Source organism: Leucobacter chromiiresistens (assembly GCF_900102345.1).
In the GTDB taxonomy this organism is placed as follows: Bacteria; Actinomycetota; Actinomycetes; order Actinomycetales; family Microbacteriaceae; genus Leucobacter; species Leucobacter chromiiresistens.
On the sequence record NZ_FNKB01000001.1, the window covers coordinates 1,998,106 to 2,019,059 of the forward strand.

19 protein-coding genes and 1 tRNA gene are annotated in these 20,954 nt (G+C 71.8%); 17 read left to right on the forward strand and 3 right to left on the reverse strand.

The window, feature by feature from the left end; genetic code table 11:
• Positions 1 to 2: 2 nt before the first annotated feature.
• The 5 genes from BLT44_RS09100 to BLT44_RS09120 all read left to right on the forward strand — a co-directional run bounded on the left by BLT44_RS09100 (position 3) and on the right by BLT44_RS09120 (position 4,132).
• The gene (locus BLT44_RS09100; RefSeq protein ID WP_010157424.1) at positions 3 to 545 is read left to right on the forward strand and encodes a hypothetical protein; all 543 of its coding nucleotides are present in this window, start codon (positions 3 to 5) and stop codon (positions 543 to 545) included.
• Between the two features lie 130 nt (positions 546 to 675).
• Positions 676 to 996, forward strand: a complete 321-nt coding sequence (locus tag BLT44_RS09105; protein WP_029608359.1) for a hypothetical protein — start codon at positions 676 to 678, stop codon at positions 994 to 996.
• Positions 997 to 1,000: 4 nt separating this feature from the next.
• Positions 1,001 to 1,513 (forward strand): mycothiol transferase, encoded by a 513-nt coding sequence (locus tag BLT44_RS09110; RefSeq protein WP_010157422.1) that lies wholly within the window; start codon positions 1,001 to 1,003, stop codon positions 1,511 to 1,513.
• Between the two features lie 77 nt (positions 1,514 to 1,590).
• A complete protein-coding gene (locus tag BLT44_RS09115) occupies positions 1,591 to 2,661 on the forward strand; it encodes a YihY/virulence factor BrkB family protein (RefSeq protein ID WP_010157421.1) in 1,071 nt (356 codons plus the stop codon).
• 64 nt (positions 2,662 to 2,725) lie between these two features.
• A complete protein-coding gene (locus tag BLT44_RS09120) occupies positions 2,726 to 4,132 on the forward strand; it encodes a dipeptidase (protein ID WP_010157420.1) in 1,407 nt (468 codons plus the stop codon).
• A gap of 44 nt (positions 4,133 to 4,176) precedes the next feature.
• Here the strand turns inward: BLT44_RS09120 and mscL are convergent, their stop codons facing one another.
• Together mscL and BLT44_RS09130 are read right to left on the reverse strand one after the other, a co-directional pair.
• The gene (gene mscL / locus BLT44_RS09125) at positions 4,177 to 4,674 is read right to left on the reverse strand and encodes a large conductance mechanosensitive channel protein MscL (protein ID WP_010157419.1); all 498 of its coding nucleotides are present in this window, start codon (positions 4,672 to 4,674) and stop codon (positions 4,177 to 4,179) included.
• A gap of 107 nt (positions 4,675 to 4,781) precedes the next feature.
• Positions 4,782 to 5,795, reverse strand: a complete 1,014-nt coding sequence (locus BLT44_RS09130; protein WP_010157418.1) for a DUF4190 domain-containing protein — start codon at positions 5,793 to 5,795, stop codon at positions 4,782 to 4,784.
• A 198-nt stretch (positions 5,796 to 5,993) separates the two neighbouring features.
• Here BLT44_RS09130 and guaB1 point away from each other — a divergent pair, with 198 nt between their 5' ends.
• The 12 genes from guaB1 (at position 5,994) to rlmN (ending at position 19,813) form a co-directional block, all read left to right on the forward strand.
• Complete coding sequence (guaB1, locus tag BLT44_RS09135) at positions 5,994 to 7,487, forward strand: GMP reductase (protein WP_074690161.1); 1,494 nt, start codon at positions 5,994 to 5,996, stop codon at positions 7,485 to 7,487.
• A gap of 106 nt (positions 7,488 to 7,593) precedes the next feature.
• Positions 7,594 to 9,048, forward strand: coding sequence for a threonine synthase (thrC, locus tag BLT44_RS09140; RefSeq protein ID WP_010157414.1), 1,455 nt, complete (start codon positions 7,594 to 7,596; stop codon positions 9,046 to 9,048).
• Between the two features lie 68 nt (positions 9,049 to 9,116).
• Positions 9,117 to 10,235 (forward strand): AI-2E family transporter, encoded by a 1,119-nt coding sequence (locus tag BLT44_RS09145; RefSeq protein WP_231291616.1) that lies wholly within the window; start codon positions 9,117 to 9,119, stop codon positions 10,233 to 10,235.
• Positions 10,236 to 10,393: 158 nt separating this feature from the next.
• Positions 10,394 to 10,466 (forward strand) — tRNA-Glu (locus BLT44_RS09150).
• 154 nt (positions 10,467 to 10,620) lie between these two features.
• Positions 10,621 to 11,685, forward strand: coding sequence for a 3-isopropylmalate dehydrogenase (locus BLT44_RS09155; RefSeq protein WP_010157412.1), 1,065 nt, complete (start codon positions 10,621 to 10,623; stop codon positions 11,683 to 11,685).
• Positions 11,686 to 11,717: 32 nt separating this feature from the next.
• Positions 11,718 to 12,827: a branched-chain amino acid aminotransferase gene (locus BLT44_RS09160; protein WP_010157411.1), complete on the forward strand. Its 1,110-nt coding sequence runs from the start codon at positions 11,718 to 11,720 to the stop codon at positions 12,825 to 12,827.
• Positions 12,824 to 13,618, forward strand: a complete 795-nt coding sequence (locus tag BLT44_RS09165; protein WP_010157410.1) for a fumarylacetoacetate hydrolase family protein — start codon at positions 12,824 to 12,826, stop codon at positions 13,616 to 13,618. Before BLT44_RS09160 ends, BLT44_RS09165 begins: the two co-directional genes overlap by 4 nt.
• A 57-nt stretch (positions 13,619 to 13,675) precedes the next feature.
• A complete protein-coding gene (locus tag BLT44_RS09170; protein ID WP_010157408.1) occupies positions 13,676 to 14,773 on the forward strand; it encodes a carboxylate-amine ligase in 1,098 nt (365 codons plus the stop codon).
• Positions 14,774 to 14,839: 66 nt separating this feature from the next.
• Positions 14,840 to 16,237 carry a sigma-54-dependent transcriptional regulator family protein gene (locus BLT44_RS09175; protein ID WP_074690163.1) on the forward strand — a complete coding sequence of 466 codons (1,398 nt, stop codon included), beginning with the start codon at positions 14,840 to 14,842 and terminating at the stop codon, positions 16,235 to 16,237.
• Between the two features lie 200 nt (positions 16,238 to 16,437).
• The gene (gene exaC, locus BLT44_RS09180; protein WP_010157403.1) at positions 16,438 to 17,961 is read left to right on the forward strand and encodes an acetaldehyde dehydrogenase ExaC; all 1,524 of its coding nucleotides are present in this window, start codon (positions 16,438 to 16,440) and stop codon (positions 17,959 to 17,961) included.
• A gap of 58 nt (positions 17,962 to 18,019) precedes the next feature.
• A complete protein-coding gene (locus BLT44_RS09185; protein WP_010157402.1) occupies positions 18,020 to 18,457 on the forward strand; it encodes a DUF779 domain-containing protein in 438 nt (145 codons plus the stop codon).
• A 48-nt stretch (positions 18,458 to 18,505) separates the two neighbouring features.
• Positions 18,506 to 19,813 carry a dual-specificity RNA methyltransferase RlmN gene (rlmN, locus tag BLT44_RS09190; RefSeq protein ID WP_010157401.1) on the forward strand — a complete coding sequence of 436 codons (1,308 nt, stop codon included), beginning with the start codon at positions 18,506 to 18,508 and terminating at the stop codon, positions 19,811 to 19,813.
• Here the strand turns inward: rlmN and BLT44_RS09195 are convergent.
• Positions 19,802 to 20,890 carry an aminotransferase class V-fold PLP-dependent enzyme gene (locus tag BLT44_RS09195; protein ID WP_010157400.1) on the reverse strand — a complete coding sequence of 363 codons (1,089 nt, stop codon included), beginning with the start codon at positions 20,888 to 20,890 and terminating at the stop codon, positions 19,802 to 19,804. The genes rlmN and BLT44_RS09195 overlap by 12 nt on opposite strands.
• Positions 20,891 to 20,954: the final 64 nt, after the last annotated feature.

A 20,954-nucleotide genomic window follows, 5' to 3' on the forward strand; every position in this document is an offset into this window, starting at 1 on the left:
TGATGATGATCAGAGCACTCTGGCCGGCCCTGGCTTCGCTCGGGGCCGGCCTCGTGCTGTTCGCGACCGCCGCGGGCGCCTCTCCGGCGATCGCGGTGCCCGTCGGCCTCGCTGGGGCCGCCGAGCTCGTGTGGGCGCTCGCCGTACTGCGCGCCGGACGACTCGTTGCGCCGCGCGCGGCCATCGCCGGAGGCGCCATCGGGATCGCGGGGTCGGGGTTCCTCCTGCTCACCGGCCCGCTCGCGCTGATCCCCTTCCTGGCCCTCTTCGTCTTCCACTGGTCGATCGCGATCGCGGCCGTGCTCGAGGTGCGGCGCCTCCGAGCCGCATCCGCAGTTGCGAACGGAGATGCGCCGAGCGAGACCGGGATCGCGGTCGCGGGCGTCTCCGCGATCGCGCCGGTCCGCCGCCGGCGCGCCGGAGCCTTCACGATCGCCCTGGTGGTCGAGGCGATGCTCGTCGCGGCGATCGCCACACCGGCACTCGCCGCGAGCGAAGCCGGAGAGTTCGCCGTGCCGCACGGCACATTGCACTCCGGCCACTGAACCCTCGGGCTCGCGCCGCGCGGCGGGGCGGGCCCGCGACGGCCCACGGATCGCGCCGCCGCGGCGCGCGGCGAACGCGTAATCTGGAATCGAGGAGCCTCGTGCGGCGCGGGGCCGGAAGGAGAATCTGATGCTGCATTCCCTCGACGAGCTCGCGAGCACCGGCGGGCAGAGCCTGCTGCCGTGGATCATCGGAGCGGCGATCGTCATCGTGCTCGCCGTCGCGCTGATGATCTTCGCGGCCATGCGCAAGCGCCGCAATGCGGCCGGAGCGGAGACGCCGGCGAACGCCGGGGGCGACGCGCTCGGAGCGGGTGGGATCGCGGCCTCCAATCCGGGCGGCCCGGCGAATCTCGCCGGCCCCGCCGATCCGCTGCGCGCCGACACCCCGGCCGATCCGGCCGCTCCCGACGCCCCGGGCCATGCCGGCGACCCCACCGAGGGTCGGTAGACGCGTGCGTGCGACGGAAGCGCTCGCAGACCTCGCCCGGCGTCCCCTCGACGCCGCCGAGGCGCTCAGGCCGAAGCTCGTCCCCGAACTGCTGAACGCCCACCCCCACCACGACAACTCGATCACCTGGCTGCTCTGGCACGCGGGGCGGGAGATCGACGCGCAGATCGCCGACCTCTCGGGGGAGGAGCCCATCTGGACGGCGCAGGGCTTCGCTCGGCGATTCGACTTCGACCGGGCCGCATCGAGCATCGGATACGGCGACGAGCCCGACGAGGCGCGAAGCGTGGTCTGCGACGATGCCGACCTGCTGATCGAGCATCTGCGGGCCGCGGTCGACGCCCAGGTCGTCTACCTGGCGGGGCTCGACGAGGCGGCGCTCGACGAGGTGATCGACGAGTCATGGGATCCGCCCGTGACGCGCGGCTCTCGGCTCGTGAGCGTGTCCGCCGACGCCGTGGCGCACGTGGGCCAGGCGGCCTACGTCGCCGGGCTCGGCGCGCCCGCCTTCGAGTAAGCACGAGCATTCTGCCGCGGAGCGTCCGCTTCCGGCATCGACGGGACGCTCCGAGCGGGGGCGTCGGAGGGAGCCTGATGAGCGCGCACACCGAGAACGTCTCGGAATCCGAAGGGTCCGCGGGCGGCCACCCCGCGCCGAGCACGGGCGAGCGCCGCGGAATCGTGCCGCGCGCCATCGCGTGGGCGCTGCGCCTGCGCGTCGTGCGCGCCTACCTGCGCTACAGCGAGCATCGCGGCCCGATGCTCGCGGACAGCCTCACCTATCGCGCGCTCTTCAGCGTGTTCGCCGGCATTCTGCTCGGCTTCTCCCTCGCCGCGCTCTGGCTCGGTTCGAACCCGGAGGCGATGGGCACGCTCACGCGTACGCTCGACCAGGTGATTCCGGGGATCGGCGAGATCGTCGATCCGAGCACACTCGATCAGCCGACCGGGTTCACGGTGGTGGGCGCCATCTCGCTGCTCGGCCTCGTCGGGGCGGCGATCAGCGCGATCGGCAGCCTGAGGATCGCGCTGCGCACGCTCGCCGACGAGATGCACGACGACGTGTTCATCCTCTGGGTGATCCTGCGCAACCTGCTGGTGGCCGTCGTGTTCGGCGGGCTGCTCGCCGCGGCGGCGGTCGCCAGCGTCGTGGGCTCCGTGGGCATCTCGTCGCTGCTCGGCTGGCTGGGCATCGGCGAGGGGCCGGTCACGGAGTGGTCCACCCGCATCTTCGGCATCGTGATCGTCTTCATCATCGACGCGGTCGCCATCGCGCTGATGTTCCGCGTGCTCTCCGGCGTGCGCGCGCCCGCGAAGGCCCTCTGGAGCGGCGCGCTGCTCGGCGGCGCCGGCCTGGTCGTGCTGCAGGAGCTCTCGGGGCTGTTCGTGCGGGGCGCGACCTCGAATCCGCTGCTCGCCTCCTTCGCGACGCTGATCGCCCTCCTGCTGTGGATCAACCTGTCGTCGCAGGTGATCCTCATCGCGAGCAGCATGATCATCACGGCGACGGCGGAGTCCCGCGACCGGCTCCGCGAGAAGTTCGGCGCCGGGACGCTCGTGCAGCATCGCAGGCTCCGCGCCGAAGAGCTCGTGCACGCGGCGACGCGCGAGCTGCGCTCGGCTCAGGAGGCGGAGCGGGAGGAGCGCGCCAAGGCGGGCGGATAGGGTGGTCGGGTCGGCCGCTTCGGCGGACCGAGAGACCGTTCGCATCCAGGGAAGGCAGGCGCACATGACCGACGAGCAGCAGACATTCGAGGCGGCGCTCCGCGACGCCGCGCAGGCCGGTCAGGAGCGCACGCTCGACGACCTGCAGCGACTGGTGCGCATCCCGTCGGTCTCGTGGCCGGCCTTCGACCCGGCGCACGTCGCCGAGAGCGCCGAGGCCGTGGCGGCGCTGCTGCGCGACATCGGCATCTTCGACGTCGTCGAGGTGCGCCGAGCCCCGATCGAGGGCGGTGACGCACTGGGGCAGCCCGCCGTCGTGGCGCGACGCGAGGCTCGCGGCGGTCGGCCCACGGTGCTGCTCTACGCCCACCACGATGTGCAGCCGCCTGGCAACGACGACGACTGGGAGTCCGCGCCGTTCGAGCCGACGCTCCGCAACGGTCGCCTGTACGGACGGGGCGCCGCCGACGACAAGGCCGGCGTCATGGCGCACATCGGCGCCATTCGCGCGCTCGTCGCCGCCGCCGAGGCGCAGGGACGCGAGCTCGACCTCGGCATCGCCCTCTTCATCGAGGGCGAGGAGGAGTGGGCGTCGCAGTCGTTCGGCAACTTCCTGCGCGAGAACCGCGAGGTGCTCGCCGCGGATGCGATCATCGTCGCCGACTCGAGCAACTGGGACGAGGAGACGCCGGCGCTGACCGTGGCGCTGCGCGGCGCGGTGGCGTGCAACGTGCGCGTGGAAACGCTCGACCGCGCCTCGCACTCGGGCATGTTCGGGGGAGCGGTGCCCGACGCGATGCTCGCCGCCGTGCGGCTGCTCGACACGCTCTGGGACGCGGACGGCGCTGTGGCGGTCGAGGGGTTCGGGTCGGTCGAGATGGAGGTGCCCGAGTACGACGAGGATCGCCTGCGCGCAGAGACCGGGCTGCTCGACGGCGTGCGCCCGGTGGGGCGCGGCCCGATCCTCTCGCGCCTCTGGGCGCAGCCCGCGATCTCGATCACCGGCATCGACGCCCCCGACATCGCGAACGCGTCGAACACCCTCATCCCCTCGGTGCGGGTGCGGTTGAGCGCGCGCATCGCGCCCGGGCAGGATCCCGAGGCGGCGTACGCGGCGCTCGCGCAGCACCTGCAGGATCACGCGCCGTTCGGCGCCCGGGTCGCCGTGGAGGAGCCGGGCCTCGGGCAGGCGTTCCAGGTCGATACCGGCGGCTGGGCGGTCGCGGAGGCGCGCGGCGCGATGGCCGACGCGTGGGAGCGGCAGCCGGTCGACATCGGGGTCGGGGGATCGATCCCGTTCATCGCCGATCTCGTCGACGAGTTCCCGGAGGCGCAGATCCTCGTCACGGGCGTCGAGGATCCCGACGGGCGCGCCCACAGCCCGAACGAATCGCTCCACCTGGAGTCGTTCCGCAAGGCCCTGCTCGCGGAGGCCCTGTTCCTCGCGCGACTCGATCGCCGAGCGGGCTGACGCACCGCTCCGCACGACCTCGGCACTTCGGGTGCGCGCTTCCGTCAGTGCTTGTGCGCGGGGGGCGGCGGCGTGGCGCCCGGATCGCTCGACGTCGCATCGCCGGTCGCCGGAGCGACGGGCGCCGCAGGGCCCTCGGGCGCGGTCGGCGACGCGCCGGGCTCCTGCGCGACCTGAGCGCGGAGCAGGTCCCGGATCTCGCCGAGCAGATCGACATCGCTCGGGCCGGTCGGCGCCTCGGCCACCTTCGGCCGGAGCTTGTTCATCGGCAGCACGAAGACGAAGTACACGACGGCGGCGACGATGACGAAGTTGATGATCGCGCCGATCACCGCGCCGAACGCGATCTCTCCGCCGCGCGGCAGGGCGACGACCAGAGCGCCGTCGAGCGAATCGGCGTCGAACGCCTGGCCGACGATCGGGTTGATGAGCGAATCGACGATGCGCTGCACCACGGCGTTGAACGCGGCGCCGATGACGACGGCGACCGCGAGCTCGATCACGTTCCCCCGCAGGATGAACGCCTTGAATCCACTCAGCATGTGTGCTCTCCCTCTTCGCGACTGAGCTTCCACGTTAGCGGTTCCCGGTGACGAAACGGGGCCCTGCGCGAACAATGTCGCGCAGGGCCCCGGGGTTTGGCTGCGGGTCAGACGCAGGCCATCGCGTCGTCGCTCACGGCGTCGAAGTAGTCGCTGAGCAGCGTGCTGCTGTCATCGACGCTCAGCGGATCCTGCGCGTACTCGTAGAAGCGCTGGTACACCGTCTGGTTCGGGCTCTCGATGTCGGCGAGCGACTTCAGCGAGGCGAGCACCTCCTCGGTCAGCTCCGTCGACGTGCCGCTGCTGGAGAAGGAGGTCAGCGCGGCGCAGAACTCCGCCGACCGCTCGCCGGTGCCGGCGGTGTCGTCGCCGCTCGCATCCGACGCGCCCTCGGAGGCCCCCGCGGAGGCGCCGTCGGACGCACCCTCGGAGGACAGCTCGGACGGGCTGTCGCTCGGAGCCGGGGAGGGCGTCGCCGTCTCGAGCTCCTCGGTCAGCTGGTCGAATTCGCTCATCGCTCCGCCCGCGGCGTTCATCACCGAGCCGAGCACGAAGAGGGAGAAGATGAGCACGCCGATCGAGGCGAGCACGGCGACGCCGCCGGTGATGACGCCGGTGAGCGACATGCCCTTCGACTGGCGCTTCCGCAGCGCGAGGATGCCGAGGATGACGGCTGCGATGCCGCCCAGCAGGCCGAGGATCCAGAACCAGAAGAACACGAGGCTCGCGATGCCCACGATGAGCGCCGCGATCGCGAGGCCCTTCGGCTGAGCGGGCGGGTACCCGCCGGGAGCGTACCCCTGCTGCGGACCCTGCGGACCCTGCGGGCCCTGCGGGGGCACCGCGCCGTACCCGGGCGGAACCTGGCCGGCCGGGGAAGCTGGGGGCGCGGGCGGCATCGGGGAGCCGGGCGGTACGGAGCCGGACGGGGGCACCGGCGATCCCGGAGGCGTCGAAGCGGTGGGAGGCAGCGGAGTCGTGGCCGGCGGCGGAACCGCGGCGCCCGGCTGGAAGTCGGAGGGGAGCTGAGAGGTGAGCTCCGGCTCGGACACGGACGGCGGTTGCAGCGGCGTGCGCTGCTGCGGCGGCTGCTCGCCGTTCGGAAGATTCGGGTCGGACATGAGCGGTGCGGCTCCTTCAGCTGGTTCGGCTTCCCCGGGCGGATCCGCGTCGCCGAACGACGAGCGCGGGCCCGGTGGTGCGACACGGGTCCCCGTCGCACCGCTCCATCCTATGCGCGAACTGCGCACTCCGTCAGAATTCCCCGGGTGCCCGCGACGGCCAGCGCATACCGGGCTCGATGGCCTAGCGTGGACCGCATGGAGTTCATCGGCGCGACCCCGACGGTCGACCTCACCTATTCGGACGTCTTCCTGGTACCCCGCCGATCGGAGGTGCGGAGCCGACTCGACGTCGCCCTGGCCCCCGAAGACGGCACGCCGGCGACGATCCCGCTCGTCGCCGCCAACATGAACTCGGTGGCCGGCCCCCGACTCGCGGCGGTGCTCGCGCGGCGCGGCGGGCTCGCAGTGCTGCCGCAGGATCTCTCGCTCGATGCGACGGCAGCGGCGATCCGCCGGGTGAAGGTCGAGCCCGTCGCCGTCGATGCGCCGATCGTGCTGCCGCCCGAGGCGACCGCCGCCGACGCACTGCGACTCGTGCCCCGCGCCGAGGGGCAGCTGGTAGTCGTGGCCGATGCGGCCGGGCCCGAAGCCGGTGCGGGAGCCGTGCCGATCGGCGCCGTGCGCGGCACGCTGGGCGCGCTGCGCCTGGCGACCGTGCCCGCGGACGCGCGCCTCGGCGATCTGCTGCACGCGCAGACGGTGGTGCTCGACGAGGCCGACCTCGGCGAGGGCCGCGCCGCGTTCGCAGCGGTGGACGCCGCGCTCGGCGCGAACCCCGGCGGCTCCGCGGAGGCGGTGTGCATCGTGCGCGACGGCGCACTGCTCGGCACGCTCTCGCGCCGCTCGGCGCTGCGCGCGTCGATCTACGGGCCGGCGCTCGACGCGGAGGGGCGTCTCGCGGTCGCCGCGGCGGTCGGCATCAACGGCGACGTCGCGGCGAAGGCGAGCGCGCTCGCGGCGGCCGGCGCCGATGTGCTCGTGGTCGATACGGCCCACGGCCACCAGGAGAGCATGCTGCGCGCGCTCGACGCCGTGTCCGCGCTCGACCTCGGGCTCCCCGTCGTCGCGGGCAACATCGTCACGGCCGAGGGTGCGCGGGATCTCGTCTCGGCCGGCGCCTCCATTCTGAAGGTGGGTGTCGGGCCCGGAGCGATGTGCACGACCCGCATGATGACGGCCGTGGGGCGCCCGCAGTTCTCCGCCGTGCTCGAGACCGCGCAGGCCGCGCGCGAGCTCGGCGCGCACGTGTGGGCCGACGGCGGCGTGCGCTACCCGCGAGATGTGGCCCTCGCGCTGGCGGCGGGCGCGTCCTCCGTCATGGTGGGCTCGTGGTTCGCCGGCACGGCGGAATCGCCGGGCGAGCTGCTCGCGGATGCCGACGGCCGGCAGTACAAGGAGTCGTGGGGGATGGCCTCGACGAAGGCCGTGCAGGGTCGGTTCGGCGGGCTCGACGCCTTCGAGCTCGCGCGCAAGAAGCTCTTCGCGGAGGGCATCTCGTCGTCGAAGATCTACCTCGACCCCCAGCGGCCGGGGGTGGAGGACCTGATCGACATGATCACCTCGGGGGTGCGTTCGTCGTTCACGTACGCCGGAGCGGGCAGCGTGCCCGAGTTCCAGCGGCGCGCGCGCGTGGGTCTGCAGTCGGCCGCGGGGTACGAGGAGGGCAAGGCGCTGCCCGTCTCCTGGTAGCGCGGGCGCTCGCCCGATGCGCGATTCGTCCCGGTTCCGACGGCCGACCCCGATACCGGCATGCCTCGCCCGTAGACTGGTGCATCTACGACCGTAAGGAGTATCGGTGAAGTACATCTCGACCCGCGGCGGCATGGAGCCGGCACCGTACAGCGCGATCCTGCTCGAAGGGCTGGCGACCGACGGCGGGCTCGTCGTTCCCGAGACACTGCCCCGCGTGACGGCCGACGAGATCGAGTCGTGGCGACGGCTCGACTACCCCGAGCTCGCCGCCGAGGTGCTCAGCCGCTTCGCCACCGACATTCCGCGCGCCGATCTCGAGCGCATGTGTCGCGACGCGTACCGAGCCGACCTCTTCGTGGCCGAGGAGATCGTTCCGCTCACGCCGATCGACGACGAGATCACGCTCGTGGGCCTCTCGGAGGGGCCGACCCTCGCGTTCAAGGACATGGCGATGCAGTTCCTCGGCCAGGCGCTCGAGTACGTGCTCGCGCGCAGCGATCGCGCGCTGAACATCCTCGGAGCGACCTCGGGCGACACCGGCTCCGCCGCGGAGTACGCCCTCCGCGGCAAGGAGGGGATCGCGGTGTTCATGCTGTCGCCGCAGGGCCGCATGAGCGCGTTCCAGCGCGCGCAGATGTACTCGCTCGAAGACGAGAACATCCACAACATCGCCGTGGCGGGGGTGTTCGACGACTGCCAGAACCTCGTGAAGGCGCTCTCGAGCGACCTGGAGTTCAAGCGCGCGCATCACCTCGGCACGGTGAACTCGATCAACCTCGGGCGCATCACCGCTCAGATCGTCTACTACTTCTGGGCGTGGCTGCGGGCGACCGACGGCGTCGCGGCCGACGAGCGCGCGGCGTACGAGGTCTCGGTGACGGTGCCGTCGGGCAACTTCGGCAACATCCTCTCCGGCCACCTCGCGAAGGCGATGGGCCTGCCGCTGCGCAAGCTCGTGCTCGCCGCGAACGAGAACAACGTGCTCGACCACTTCTTCCGCACCGGGGTCTACACGCCGCGCAGCGCCGCCGAGACGCATGCGACGTCGAGCCCGTCGATGGACATCTCGAAGGCATCGAACCTCGAGCGGTTCGTCTACGACCTCGTCGGCCAGGATCCGCAGCGCCTCGCCGCGGCGTGGCGGGAACTCGACGAGACGGGGAGCATCGACCTCTCGACCGAGCTGGCGCGCTTCGGGGCGGAGTACGGGCTGCGCAGCGGTTCGAGCACGCACGCGGATCGCGTCGAGACGATCCGCTCGGTGCACGAGCGCAGCGGACGGCTGATCGACCCGCACACCGCCGACGGAGTGAAGGTCGCGCGGGAGTACGTCGAGCCCGGAGTGCCGATGCTGGTGCTCGAGACCGCGAAGCCCGAGAAGTTCCCCGACATCGTCTTCGAGGCGACGGGGAAGCGGTTGGGCATCCCCGAGCAGCTGACCGGGCTGCTCGAGCGCGCCCAGCGCGTGACCGAGATGGCGGACGACGCGGATGAGCTGCGCGCCTTCATCTCGGCGCGCGCCGTGCATCGCGACTCCGCGCAGCACGACCAGAACTGATCGAACGAAGGGGAGTGCGAATGCTCGGATGGGGCGCGAAGCGCGAGATCGACGAACGGCTCACGCGCATGGAGCTCGGCATCGATCGGCGGTCGTCGGGGCCGAGAACGGTGCGCTCCGCATGGAGCGACGGGTTCGGCCTGCTGGCGACGCGGTCGCTGCAGATCATCGTGGTCGTGATCCTCGCCGGCGGCATCATCTGGGGTATGCGGGCGCTCACCACGGTGGTGATCCCGATTCTGCTCGCCCTGATCTTCGCGAGCACATTCGCTCCGGTGACGGGCTGGCTGCGTCGGCGCAACGTGCCCTCCGCGCTGTCGGCCGTGATCGTGCTGCTCGGCATCGTCGTGCTGCTCTCGGCGATCGGCTGGCTGATCGTCTGGGCGGTGCGCGATCAGTGGGACGACCTCTCGTCGCAGGCGGAGGACGGGTTCGCGCAGGTCGTCGAGTGGTCGCGCACGCTGCCGTTCATGCCCGACGATTCGCAGCTGCACGAGTGGGGCGATCAGGCGCTCGACTTCATCACGAGCGCGCAGTTCGGCTCGGGCGCGCTCGCCGGCGTGGGGGCGCTCACCAGCTTCATCACGGGCTTCGTGCTCATGGTGGTCGTGCTGTTCTTCTTCCTGAAGGACGGCCCCGCGATCTGGCGCTTCCTGCTGCGCCCCTTCCAGGGCGAGGGCCTGCGCCGCGCGGAGCGCGCCGGAGCGAAGACCGTGTCGACGCTCGGCTCGTACGTGCGCGGCACAGCGGGCGTGGCGGCCGTGGATGCGGTCGGCATCGGTCTCGGCCTCGTGATCCTGCAGGTGCCGCTGGCCCTGCCGCTCGCGGTGCTCGTGTTCGTGCTCGCGTTCATCCCCATCGTCGGCGCGACGGTGGCCGGCATTCTCGCGGCGCTCGTCGCGCTGGTCTCCAACGGGCTCGTGAACGCGCTGATCGTCGTCGGCGTGGTGATCCTGGTCAATCAGCTCGAGGGCAACTTCCTGCAGCCGGTGCTGATGGGCCGGGCGCTGAAGCTGCACTCGCTCGTGATCCTGCTCGCGCTGACGGTGGGCACCGTGCTCAGCGGCATCCTGGGCGCCGTGCTCGCGGTGCCGCTCGCCGCAGTGGCGTGGGGCATCGTCAAGGTGTGGGACGGGGCCGATACGCCTGCGAAGTGGGCGCGGCCGCATCGCACCGCAGACTTCTGATCGCCGCGGGTGCGTCCTGCGAGAATCGCGCCGAGGCGCGGAATCTCGCGGGACACACCCGGGCGTCGCGGCCCGATTTGGCTCGGGGCGCGCACCTGTGTTTATATATATGAGTTGCCAGCGCAGCGGGGAAGCCCGGGAAGCAGGCAGCAGCGTTCGGCCCCATCGTATAGCGGCCTAGTACGCCGCCCTCTCACGGCGGTAACGCGGGTTCGAATCCCGCTGGGGTCACCGAATGCAGAAGCCTCACCCTCGGGTGGGGCTTCTCGCGTTTCCGGGCTCGGCGCGGCGCCGTTCGGCGGGCGTCGGTCGGGGCCGCGACTCGGGTCGCGGGGTGCGCCCGCAGTATGCTGGAGGGGTTGTCCAGCACACGAAGGAGCGTCACGTGACCCGAACCATCAAGCTCGCCGTCATCCCGGGCGACGGGATCGGCCCCGAGGTCATCGCGCAGGCGAATCGCGTGCTCGACGCAGTGCTCCACGGCGGCGACGTCGTGCTCGACCGCACCGAGTTCTCGCTCGGCGCCGAGCGCTTCCTCGCGACGGGGGAGACGCTCCCCGAGGCGGAGCAGGCGGCGATCGCGGAGCACGACGCGATCCTCTTCGGCGCCGTCGGCGGCGTTCCCGGCGACCCGCGCCTCGCGCAGGCCAACATCGAGCGCGGGCTCCTGCTGAAGCTCCGCTTCGATTTCGAGCACTACGCGAACGTGCGGCCCTGCACGCTCTTCCCGGGCGTCGCCTCGACCCTCGCGAACCCCGGCCCCGTCGACTTCGTCGTGGTGCGCGAGGGCACGGAGGGCCCGTACGCCGGCAACGGCGGCCGCCTGCGCCCGGGAACGCACGCCGAGGTGGCGACCGAGGTGTCGGTGAACACGGCGTACGGCATCGAGCGGGTCGTGCGCTACGCCTTCGAGACGGCGCTCGCGCGGCCGCGGAGGAAGCTCACCTGGGTGCACAAGACGAACGTGCTCGTGCACGCCGGCGCCACCTGGCAGCGCATCGTGCGGGCGGTCGCGGAGGAGTACCCGGAGGTGGCGGTCGACTACATGCACGTCGACGCCGCCACCATCTTCATTGTGCAGGACCCGTCGCGGTTCGACGTCCTCGTGACTGATAACCTGTTCGGAGACATCCTCACGGACCTGGCCGGCGCTATCGGCGGCGGCATCGGGCTCGCGGCCTCCGGCAACATCAATCCCGACGGCACGTTCCCGAGCATGTTCGAGCCCGTCCACGGCTCCGCTCCCGACATCGCCGGGAAGCAGCTGGCAGACCCGACCGCGGCGATCCTCTCCGCGGGTCTCATGCTCGATCATCTGGGGCTCGTCTCCGACGGCGACCGCGTGCGCGCCGCCGTCCGAGCCGACCTCGCCTCCCGGGGAGCCGCGCCGCGCTCCACCGGTGAGATCGGCGATGCCGTGATCGCCCGGCTGGCGCCCCGCGGCGCCTGACCGCGCACCCCACCACGCGAAAGAGAATGGTCATGACCGACTTGCAGTTCACCCGCACCGAGGCGCAGCGCCTCTCCGACGCCGAGCGCGAGGCGATCCTGCGCGACCCCGGCTTCGGCAACCACTTCACCGATCACATGATCTCCATCGTCTGGACGAAGGACGCCGGGTGGCACGACGCCGCGGTGCTGCCGTACGGGCCGATCCCCATGGACCCGGCCTCCTCCGTGCTGCACTACGGCCAGGAGATCTTCGAGGGACTGAAGGCGTACCGCCGACCCGACGGCTCCGTCGTCACCTTCCGCCCCGACGCCAACGCGCGCCGGCTGAACGATTCGGCGCGCCGGCTGGCGCTCCCCGAGATCCCCGAGGAGCTGTTCGTCGCGGCGATCGACGCGCTCGTCTCCGCCGACGCCGCGTGGGTGCCCAGCGGCGAGGACCAGAGCCTGTACCTGCGCCCGTTCCTCATCGCCGACGAGAGCTTCCTCGGGGTGCGCGCCGCTGAGCGGGCGCGCTTCCTCATCATCGCGAGCCCGGCCGGCCCGTACTTCACGGGCGGGGTGAAGCCGGTCTCGATCTGGCTCTCCGACGAGCACTCCCGTGCGGGGCGCGGAGGCACCGGCGCGGCGAAGTGCGGCGGCAATTACGCCGCGTCGCTGCTGCCGCAGCAGGTGGCGGCCGAGAACGGATGCCAGCAGGTGCTGTTCACGGACTCGGCGACCGACGACACGATCGACGAGCTCGGCGGCATGAACCTCTTCCTAGTGCGCTCGGATGGCACGCTCGTCACCCCGCGCCTCAACGGGAACATCCTCGACGGCATCACCCGGCGCAGCCTCATCCAGCTGGCGCGCGACCGGGGTCACGCGGTCGAGGAGCGCGAGGTGACGGTGTCGGAGTGGCGCGAGGGCGTCGAGCAGGGGACGATCGCCGAGGCCTTCGCGTGCGGCACCGCGGCCGTCATCACGCCGATCCGCCGCCTCAAGGGCGTCGGACTCGACATCGACTTCGGCGATCGCGCGCCGGGGAGGCTGACCATGTCGCTTCGAGAGGAGCTCACCGGCATCCAGTTCGGAGCCGGCGAGGATCGCCACGGCTGGCTGCACGTGGTCGTGCCGGCGACCGAGGGGGCCGCCCGATGAAGGTGGCGCGCTTTCGAGTCGACGATGAGATCGCCTTCGGCGTGCTCGACCAGGCCGAGGACTGTTCGGGGGTCGAGATCGTCGAGCTCGCAGGCGACCCGATGGTCGCGGGGTACGCGACGACCGGTCGCCGCTTCGCGTTCACCGATGTGCAGCTGCTCGCCCCGGTGATCCCGCGCTCCAAGATCGTCTGCGTCGGCAAGAACTACGCCGACCACGTCGCGGAGATGCAGCACGTGACCGGCATCGACGGCGGCGCTCCGGAGGAGCCCCTGCTCTTCCTGAAGCCGAACACGGCGATCATCGGCCCGGGCGACGCCATCGTGCGGCCGGCGATCTCCGACCGGGTGGAGCACGAGGGCGAACTCGCCATCGTCATCGGCGCCCTCGCGAAGAACGTCGCGGAGGACGAGGCGCTGAAGTACGTCTTCGGCTTCACGTGCGCCAACGACGTCACCGCGCGCGACCTGCAGATCAAGGACGGCCAGTGGGCTCGCGGCAAGGGCTTCGACACCTTCTGCCCGCTCGGCCCGGTCATCGAGACCGATCCCGACCTCTCCGACGCCCGCGTCGTCACCCGCGTGAACGGGGAGGTGCGGCAGGACGGGCGCACCTCCCAGCTCATCCACTCGCTCGCCCGCATCGTCTCGTACGCCTCGGAGGCGTTCACGCTGCTGCCGGGCGACGTGATCCTCACCGGCACGCCCGCGGGAGTCGGCCTCCTCGAGGCCGGTGACACCGTCGAGGTGGAGGTCGAGGGCATCGGCATCCTCCGCAATCGCGTCGTATGAAGCGGCGTTGCGCGCTGTGACACACTAGAGTTCCCCGACGAAGGAGCAGGTGCTGACATGGCCCGATCCCTCCCCGCCCCTCCGCGCTTCGGCATCGAGGAGGAGTACCTCCTGCTCGACGCCGAGACGGGCCTGCCGTGCGATCGCGTCGACGACATCATCGCCGCGATCCCCGGGCAGCTCGCCGAGCACGAGTTCTTCCACAGCCAGCTGGAGACGGCGACGCCGATCTGCGAGCGGGGCCCCGAGGCGCTCGAGGCGCTCTCGGGGTTCCGGTCCGCCGCTGCGCGGGCGGCGGACAGGCTCGGCGTCGTGGTGGCGGGCACGGGGCTGCCGCCGGTCGGGGGCGACATCGCCGGTACGCGGGTGGCGAACCCGCGCTACGACGAGATCGAGCAGACGATGCGCGGCATGGTGACGCGCTACTACTCGACGGGCACTCATGTGCACATCGAGATGCCGTCGCGCGAGGCGGGAGTCGAGGCGATGGCGCGGATCGCGCCGTGGTCGCCCGTGCTCGTCGCCCTGACGGCGAACTCGCCGCTCTGGATGGGCGAGGACACGGGGTACGCCGACTGGCGGTACATGTCGATGCAGCAGTGGGCGACCGCCGGGTACCCGCCGCGGTTCGAGAGCGTCGCGGAGTACGACGGCGTGATCGACGACCTCGTGCGCTCGGGGGCGCTGCTCGACGGCGGCCTCGTGAACTGGTCGATCCGTCTCTCGGAGAAGTATCCGACGATTGAGGCGCGGCTCGCGGATGCGCAGGTCGACCCCCGGGACGCGGTGGCGTACGGCCTGCTGTTCCGGGCGCTCGCAGCTCGTGCGCTGCGCGACACCGCGGACGGGGCGGCCTCCACGCCCTGGCAGCGCGACGTCGTGCGCGGCGCGCACTGGGTCGCCGCACGCAACGGGCTCGGATCGACGCTCGTCGACCCGCAGCTCGGCGAGCCCACGCCCGCCTTCGACGCCGTCGACCGCCTCCTCGAGCACGTCTCCGAGGAGCTCGCGCACGCGGGCGACCTCGACGATGTGCACGCGTTCGTGGAGCGCCGTCGCGGCGACGGCGGAGCCGCCGAGGTGCAGCGGGAGCGCTGGCGCGCGGGCGGCATCGCGGGGCTGCTCGAGCTCTACCGCAGCGGGCACGGGGCGTAGCTCCTCCGACGCGGCGCGCCCGTCGGGTACGCTCGAGGCATCCGAGGCCGCGAGGAGGGGGTCGGGATGACGAACGGCTGGAACGCCCTGCGCCGCGGCGAATCCGCGCTCGAGCGGCGTCGACTGATCGAGCGCGCGCACGAACGGTTCGTCGACGACGGCGCATCGCTCGGCGCCGTCGATCCCGAGTTTCGCGAGCGCTTCTCCCGCGTCTCCGCCGTGCGCCCCGTGGTGCTCGACTCCTGGCTGCGCGCGCATCGGCTCACCGTCGATCCCGACGGCATCCCCGAGCGCCCATCGCTCGGCGAGGACGAGCTCCGCGAGGTGCTCGCGACGCATCCCATCGGGAGCGTGCTTCCCGTCGTGAGCCGGCTGCTGCTCGACGAGGCCGACGAGTCGGGGTTCATCGTGGCGGTGGGCGACGCGGCCGGGCGCCTGCTGTGGGTGGACGGCGATCGCGCGCTCCGCGGCCGCGCCGAGGAGATGGGCTTCCGCGCGGGCATGGACTGGTCGGAGCGCGCCGTCGGCACCAGCGCTCCCGGCAGCGCACTCGCCCTGGACCACGCCCTGCAGGTGCTCGGAGCCGAGCACTTCGCGCGGGCCGTGCATCCGTGGAGCTGCACGGCGGCCCCGGTGCACGACCCCGCGAGCGGTGCGATCATCGGCGTGATCGACGTGACGGGCGGCGACGGCGCCGCAGCGCCGCACCTCATGCCGCTCATGGAGGCGACGCTCGCCGCGGTGGAGGCCGAGTTGCAGCTCGCCGCGCTCAGGCAGCGCATCGAGCGGGATCGGGGCGCGCGGGCGCGCGCGGCGGGCGCGGTCCGCGCGGCTGACGCGGCTGCAGGCGCCGGCAGCCGACGGCCCGCGCCGAGACCCGCGGTGCCGCGGCTCGTCGTGCTGGGGCGCGATCCCGCCGTGCTCGAACACGGGGGAGTCGCCGAGCCGGTGGGCCGCAGGCACGCCGAGATCCTGATGGCGCTCGCGGCGTCGCCGCACGGTCTCTCGGCGGGCGCGCTCGCCGAGGCCGTCTACGGCGCGCGCGGGTCGGAGCGGACGCTGCGCCCGGAGATGGTGCGTCTGCGGCGCTGGCTCGACGAGCGCGGCGTCGCCCTCGAGCTGCTGTCGCGGCCCTATCGCATCGCCCCGGGCCTCAGAATCGACGCGCACGAGACGCTCGAGGCGGTCGAGCGGGGCGCGCATCGACTCGCGCTCGCCGCGTACGAGGGGCCGGTGCTCCCGGATTCTCGCGCGCCGATCGTCGAGCAGTTGCGCGCCACGGTCGATGCCACGCTGCGGGAGGCGATGCTCCAGGCGGCGGGCCCCGATCCGCTCTTCGCGTACGCGCAGAACTGGGCGAGCGACGACGTCGAGGTCTGGGAGACGCTGCTGCAGGTGCTCCCGCCGCTGTCGCCGAAGCGCGCCAGGGTCGTGGCGCGACTGGAGCAGCTCTCCGACACCTGATCGCGGCGCCCGGTCGCGGTGCGCGGTCGCGGCGTCCGGTCGCGGCGCCCGAAGCCGCCGCCGCGCGGCATCCTGCTCCGGGCCCCGCAACGTTCGCGCAACGGCCGTGCAACCTCGGCGCAACCTGCGCCGTCGTAGCGTCTGAGCATCCGCGCTGCAGCAGCAGGGCGGTTCGGACGAAGATGTCGGAGGAGATGCACATGACCGTCTACGCAGCACCCGGTGGCCCAGATGCGCTGATGAGTTTCCAGTCGCGCTACGAGCACTACATCGGCGGCCGTTGGGTCGCCCCGGTGCGGGGCCAGTACTTCGAGAACGTCACACCCGTCACGGGCGAGACCTTCTGCGAGGTGGCGCGCGGCACCGCGGAGGACATCGAGGCGGCGCTCGACGCGGCGCACGCTGCAGCGCCGGCCTGGGGGCGCACCAGCCCGGCGGAGCGCGCAGTGATCCTGAATCGCATCGCGGATCGCATCGAGGAGCACCTCGAGGCGATCGCCGTGGCCGAGACGTGGGACAACGGGAAGGCCGTGCGCGAGACGCTGAACGCGGACATCCCGCTCGCCATCGATCACTTCCGCTACTTCGCGGGAGCGATCCGCGCACAGGAGGGCGGTCTCTCCCAGATCGACGAAGACCTGGTCGCCTACCACTTCCACGAGCCGCTGGGGGTCGTCGGCCAGATCATCCCCTGGAACTTCCCGATCCTGATGGCGACCTGGAAGCTGGCGCCCGCGCTCGCAGCGGGCAACGCGGTCGTGCTGAAGCCCGCGGAGCAGACGCCCGCGTCGATCCTCTTCCTCTTCGAACTCATCGGCGACCTGCTCCCGCCCGGGGTCGTCAACATCGTCAACGGCTTCGGCGCCGAGGCCGGCAAGCCGCTCGCCTCGAACCCCCGTATCCGCAAGATCGCCTTCACGGGCGAGACGACGACGGGCCGGCTGATCATGCAGTACGCCTCGGAGAACATCATCCCGGTGACGCTGGAGCTCGGCGGCAAGAGCCCCAACATCTTCTTCGAGGACGTGATGCGCGCCGACGACGGCTACTGGGACAAGGCGCAGGAGGGCTTCGCGATGTTCGCGCTCAACCAGGGCGAGGTGTGCACCTGCCCGTCGCGCGCCCTGATCCAGGAGTCGATCGCGACCGACTTCCTCGACGCCGTGGTCGAGCGCACCGAGCGCATCACCCGGGGCAATCCGCTCGACACCGACACGATGGTCGGCGCGCAGGCCTCGAACGACCAGTTCGAGAAGATCAAGTCGTACCTCGACATCGGCCGCCAGGAGGGCGCCGAGGTGCTCACGGGCGGCGAGGTCGCCGATCTCGGCGGCGAGTTCGCCGGGGGCTTCTACATCCAGCCCACCATCTTCCGGGGCGACAACTCGATGCGCATCTTCCAGGAGGAGATCTTCGGGCCCGTCGTGTCGGCGACGACGTTCTCCGACTTCGATGACGCCATCCGCGTCGCCAACGACACGCTGTACGGCCTCGGCGCCGGGGTGTGGAGCCGCGACGGATCGACGGCGTACCGTGCGGGGCGGGCGATCGAGGCGGGCCGGGTGTGGGTGAACAACTACCACGCCTATCCGGCGCACGCCGCGTTCGGCGGGTACAAGTCGAGCGGCATCGGGCGCGAGAACCACCTCATGATGCTCGATCACTACCAGCAGACGAAGAACCTGCTGGTGAGCTACCGCGAGAGCGCCGACGGATTCTTCTGAACCGGTCGGTCGCGGCAGGAGCAGGGGCAGGAGCAGCAGGAGCAGGAGGAGCAGGATCATGAGCGATGCGCAGGCCGGCGGCACGCGGGCGGCGAGGCCCGAGGTCGCGGGCGAGACCGAGAGCCGCCTCGCGTTCACGCCCGAGGCGCTCGAACTCATCGAGCGCCTCTGGGCCCTCCACGGTCCCCTCATGTTCCACCAGTCGGGGGGCTGCTGCGACGGCAGCTCCCCGATGTGCTACCCCCTCGGCGAGTTCCGCACCGGCGGTCAGGATGTGCTCCTCGGCACGCTCGAACTGCCGCCTCCCGCTGCGCAGGCCGCCGCCCCGGAGGGGACCGGTGCGCCGCGGGAGATCGGCTTCTGGATGTCCCGCGAGCAGTTCGGCGTCTGGGCGCACACGCACCTCACGGTGGACGCGGTGGACGGGCGGGGCAGCGGCTTCTCGCTCGAAGCGCCGGAGGGGCGGCGCTTCCTGATCCGCTCCCGGCTGCTCTGAGCGCTCCGCTCGGAGGGAGCCCGGCGCGCGACCTGCGACAATGGTCGGGTGGATCCCAACAAGCTCAACCATGATCGCGCTCCCGAGAGCACGCCGCTGCGCAAGACCCGGCCCCGTTCGGCCGACGCGGCGGCCCGCCCGCAGGTGCGCCCGAAGGCCGAGGGCTGGAAGCAGATCGCCGATCCCGACGGGCGGCCGACGCTGCAGTTCGCCTCCCCGCGTGTGAAGCAGCCGGCGACCCACCTCGCCGACCTCGCCCTGGCCGAGCGCGAGGCGAAGGTCGTCGAGCTGGGGCTCCCGAAGTTCCGCGCCAAGCAGCTGTCGAAGCACTACTTCGAGCACCGCACCACGGATCCCGAGCAGATGACGGACCTCCCGAAGGATCGCCGCGACGAGCTCGCGGCCGCATTCTTCCCGCCCCTCCTCACCGAGGTGAAGCGCCTCGTCACCGACGACGGCGACACGATCAAGTTCCTGTGGCGCCTCTTCGACGGAGCCCTCGTCGAATCGGTGCTCATGCGCTACCCCGGCCGCATCACGCTCTGCGTGTCGAGCCAGTGCGGCTGCGGCATGAACTGCCCGTTCTGCGCAACGGGGCAGGCCGGGCTGACGCGCAACATGTCGACCGCCGAGATCCTCGACCAGATCGTGCAGGCGAACCGCGTGATCGCCGAGGGCGGCCTGGGCGGCACCCGACGAGTGGGCAACGGCGCCGAGCCGGAGCGCGTGAACAACATCGTCTTCATGGGCATGGGCGAGCCGCTCGCGAACTACAAGCGCGTGATGAACGCGGTGCACCGCATGATCGCCCCGTCGCCGGAGGGCCTCGGCATGTCGGCGCGCGGCATCACCGTCTCCACGGTGGGGCTCGCCCCCGCGATCCGCAAGCTCGCGGACGAGAACATTCCGATCACCTTCGCGCTGTCGCTGCACGCCCCTGACGACCAGCTGCGCGACGAGCTGATCCCCGTCAACAGCCGCTGGAAGGTCGACGAGGTGCTCGACGCGGCGTACCACTACTACGAGACGACGGGGCGGCGCGTCTCGATCGAGTACGCGCTCATCAAGGACATGAACGATCACGGATGGCGCGCCGACCTGCTCGCCGACAAACTCAATGCCCGCGGGCGGGGCTGGGTGCACGTGAACCCGATCCCGCTCAACCCGACGCCCGGGTCGATCTGGACGTCGTCGACGCGCGAGGTGACGCGCGAGTTCGTGGATCGCATCAACGCCGCCGGGATTCCGACCACGCTGCGCGACACCCGCGGCAAGGAGATCGACGGCGCCTGCGGTCAGCTCGTCGCGACGGAGCAGGACGTGGCCGAGGCTGAGGCGTTCGCCTCAGCCGGCTGACGCACCGAGCGCACTCTGGAGCCGCGCGACGTCGTCGGGCGTGTTCCAGAGGTGGAACGCGACGCGCGCATTGCCGGCACGGCCCGACGCGGTGATGCCCGCTTCGGTCATGGCGGCGAGATCGGAGCCGTCGCGGTCGGGCCAGGTGACGATCGCGGAGTCTCCCGGTGCGAGCCCGAGGACGCTGCGCGCCGAGTTCGCGAGCCCCGCCGCGTGGTCGTGCACGACTCGGAGGTCGATGCGGGAGATGGTTTCGAGTGCGGCGACCGTGCCCGCCACCACGGGCCAGGCGGGGGAGAGGTCGAATCGGCCGGCGCCCGCTGCGAGGGGGGTGCGCCCGGCGTAGCACGAGCTCCAGGGGTCGTCGGCCGAGTACCAGCCGGCGGCGAGCGGGGTGAGCGCGTCGTCGAGGCCGTCGCGCACGGTCATGAACGCCGACCCCCGCGGCGCGCAGAGCCACTTGTAGGCGTGGCAGATCGTCACGTCGAACGACGAGGCGTCGACGGGGAGCCATCCCACGGCCTGGGTGAGGTCGACGCAGGTGAGCGCCCCCACCGATCGCGCCGCAGCGGCGATCGCCGCCGCGTCGGAGACCGCGCCGGTGGCGGACTGCACGTGCGACCACGCGACGAGCGACGTGCGTGCGTCGATCGCTGCGGCGAGGTGCTCGAGCTCCGCGTACCGCACGCGCACCCCGCGCGCCCGCAGCTGCTCGAATGGGTGGGTGAGCGAGGCGAAGTCGCCGACGACGCAGAGCACCTCTCCGTCATCGGGCACGGCGGTCGCGACCACCGAGGCGAGCTGCGACGCCTGCGAGCCGATGGCGACGCGATCGGTCGCAACGCCCACAAGGCGACCGTAGAGCGCCCGGCACGCCTCGAGCTGGGCGCCGATGCGCTTCGGATCGAGGGAGCCGGCGGACCATTCGTCGACGAAGGCCCGCAGCGCCGCGGTCGTGGCTTCGGCGGGGAGGCCGGCGGTGCAGGCCGAGAGGTAGCCCGGCACGCGCGGGTAGTGCTGCTGCAGCTCGGAGAGCGTCACGCGCTCGTGCTGCGGGTCGGTCGGGTGCTCGCTCATGCGGACAGGCTACGAGGTGCGGATGCATAATGAAACAGAATCATTCTTATGCTTTGCCTCGCGT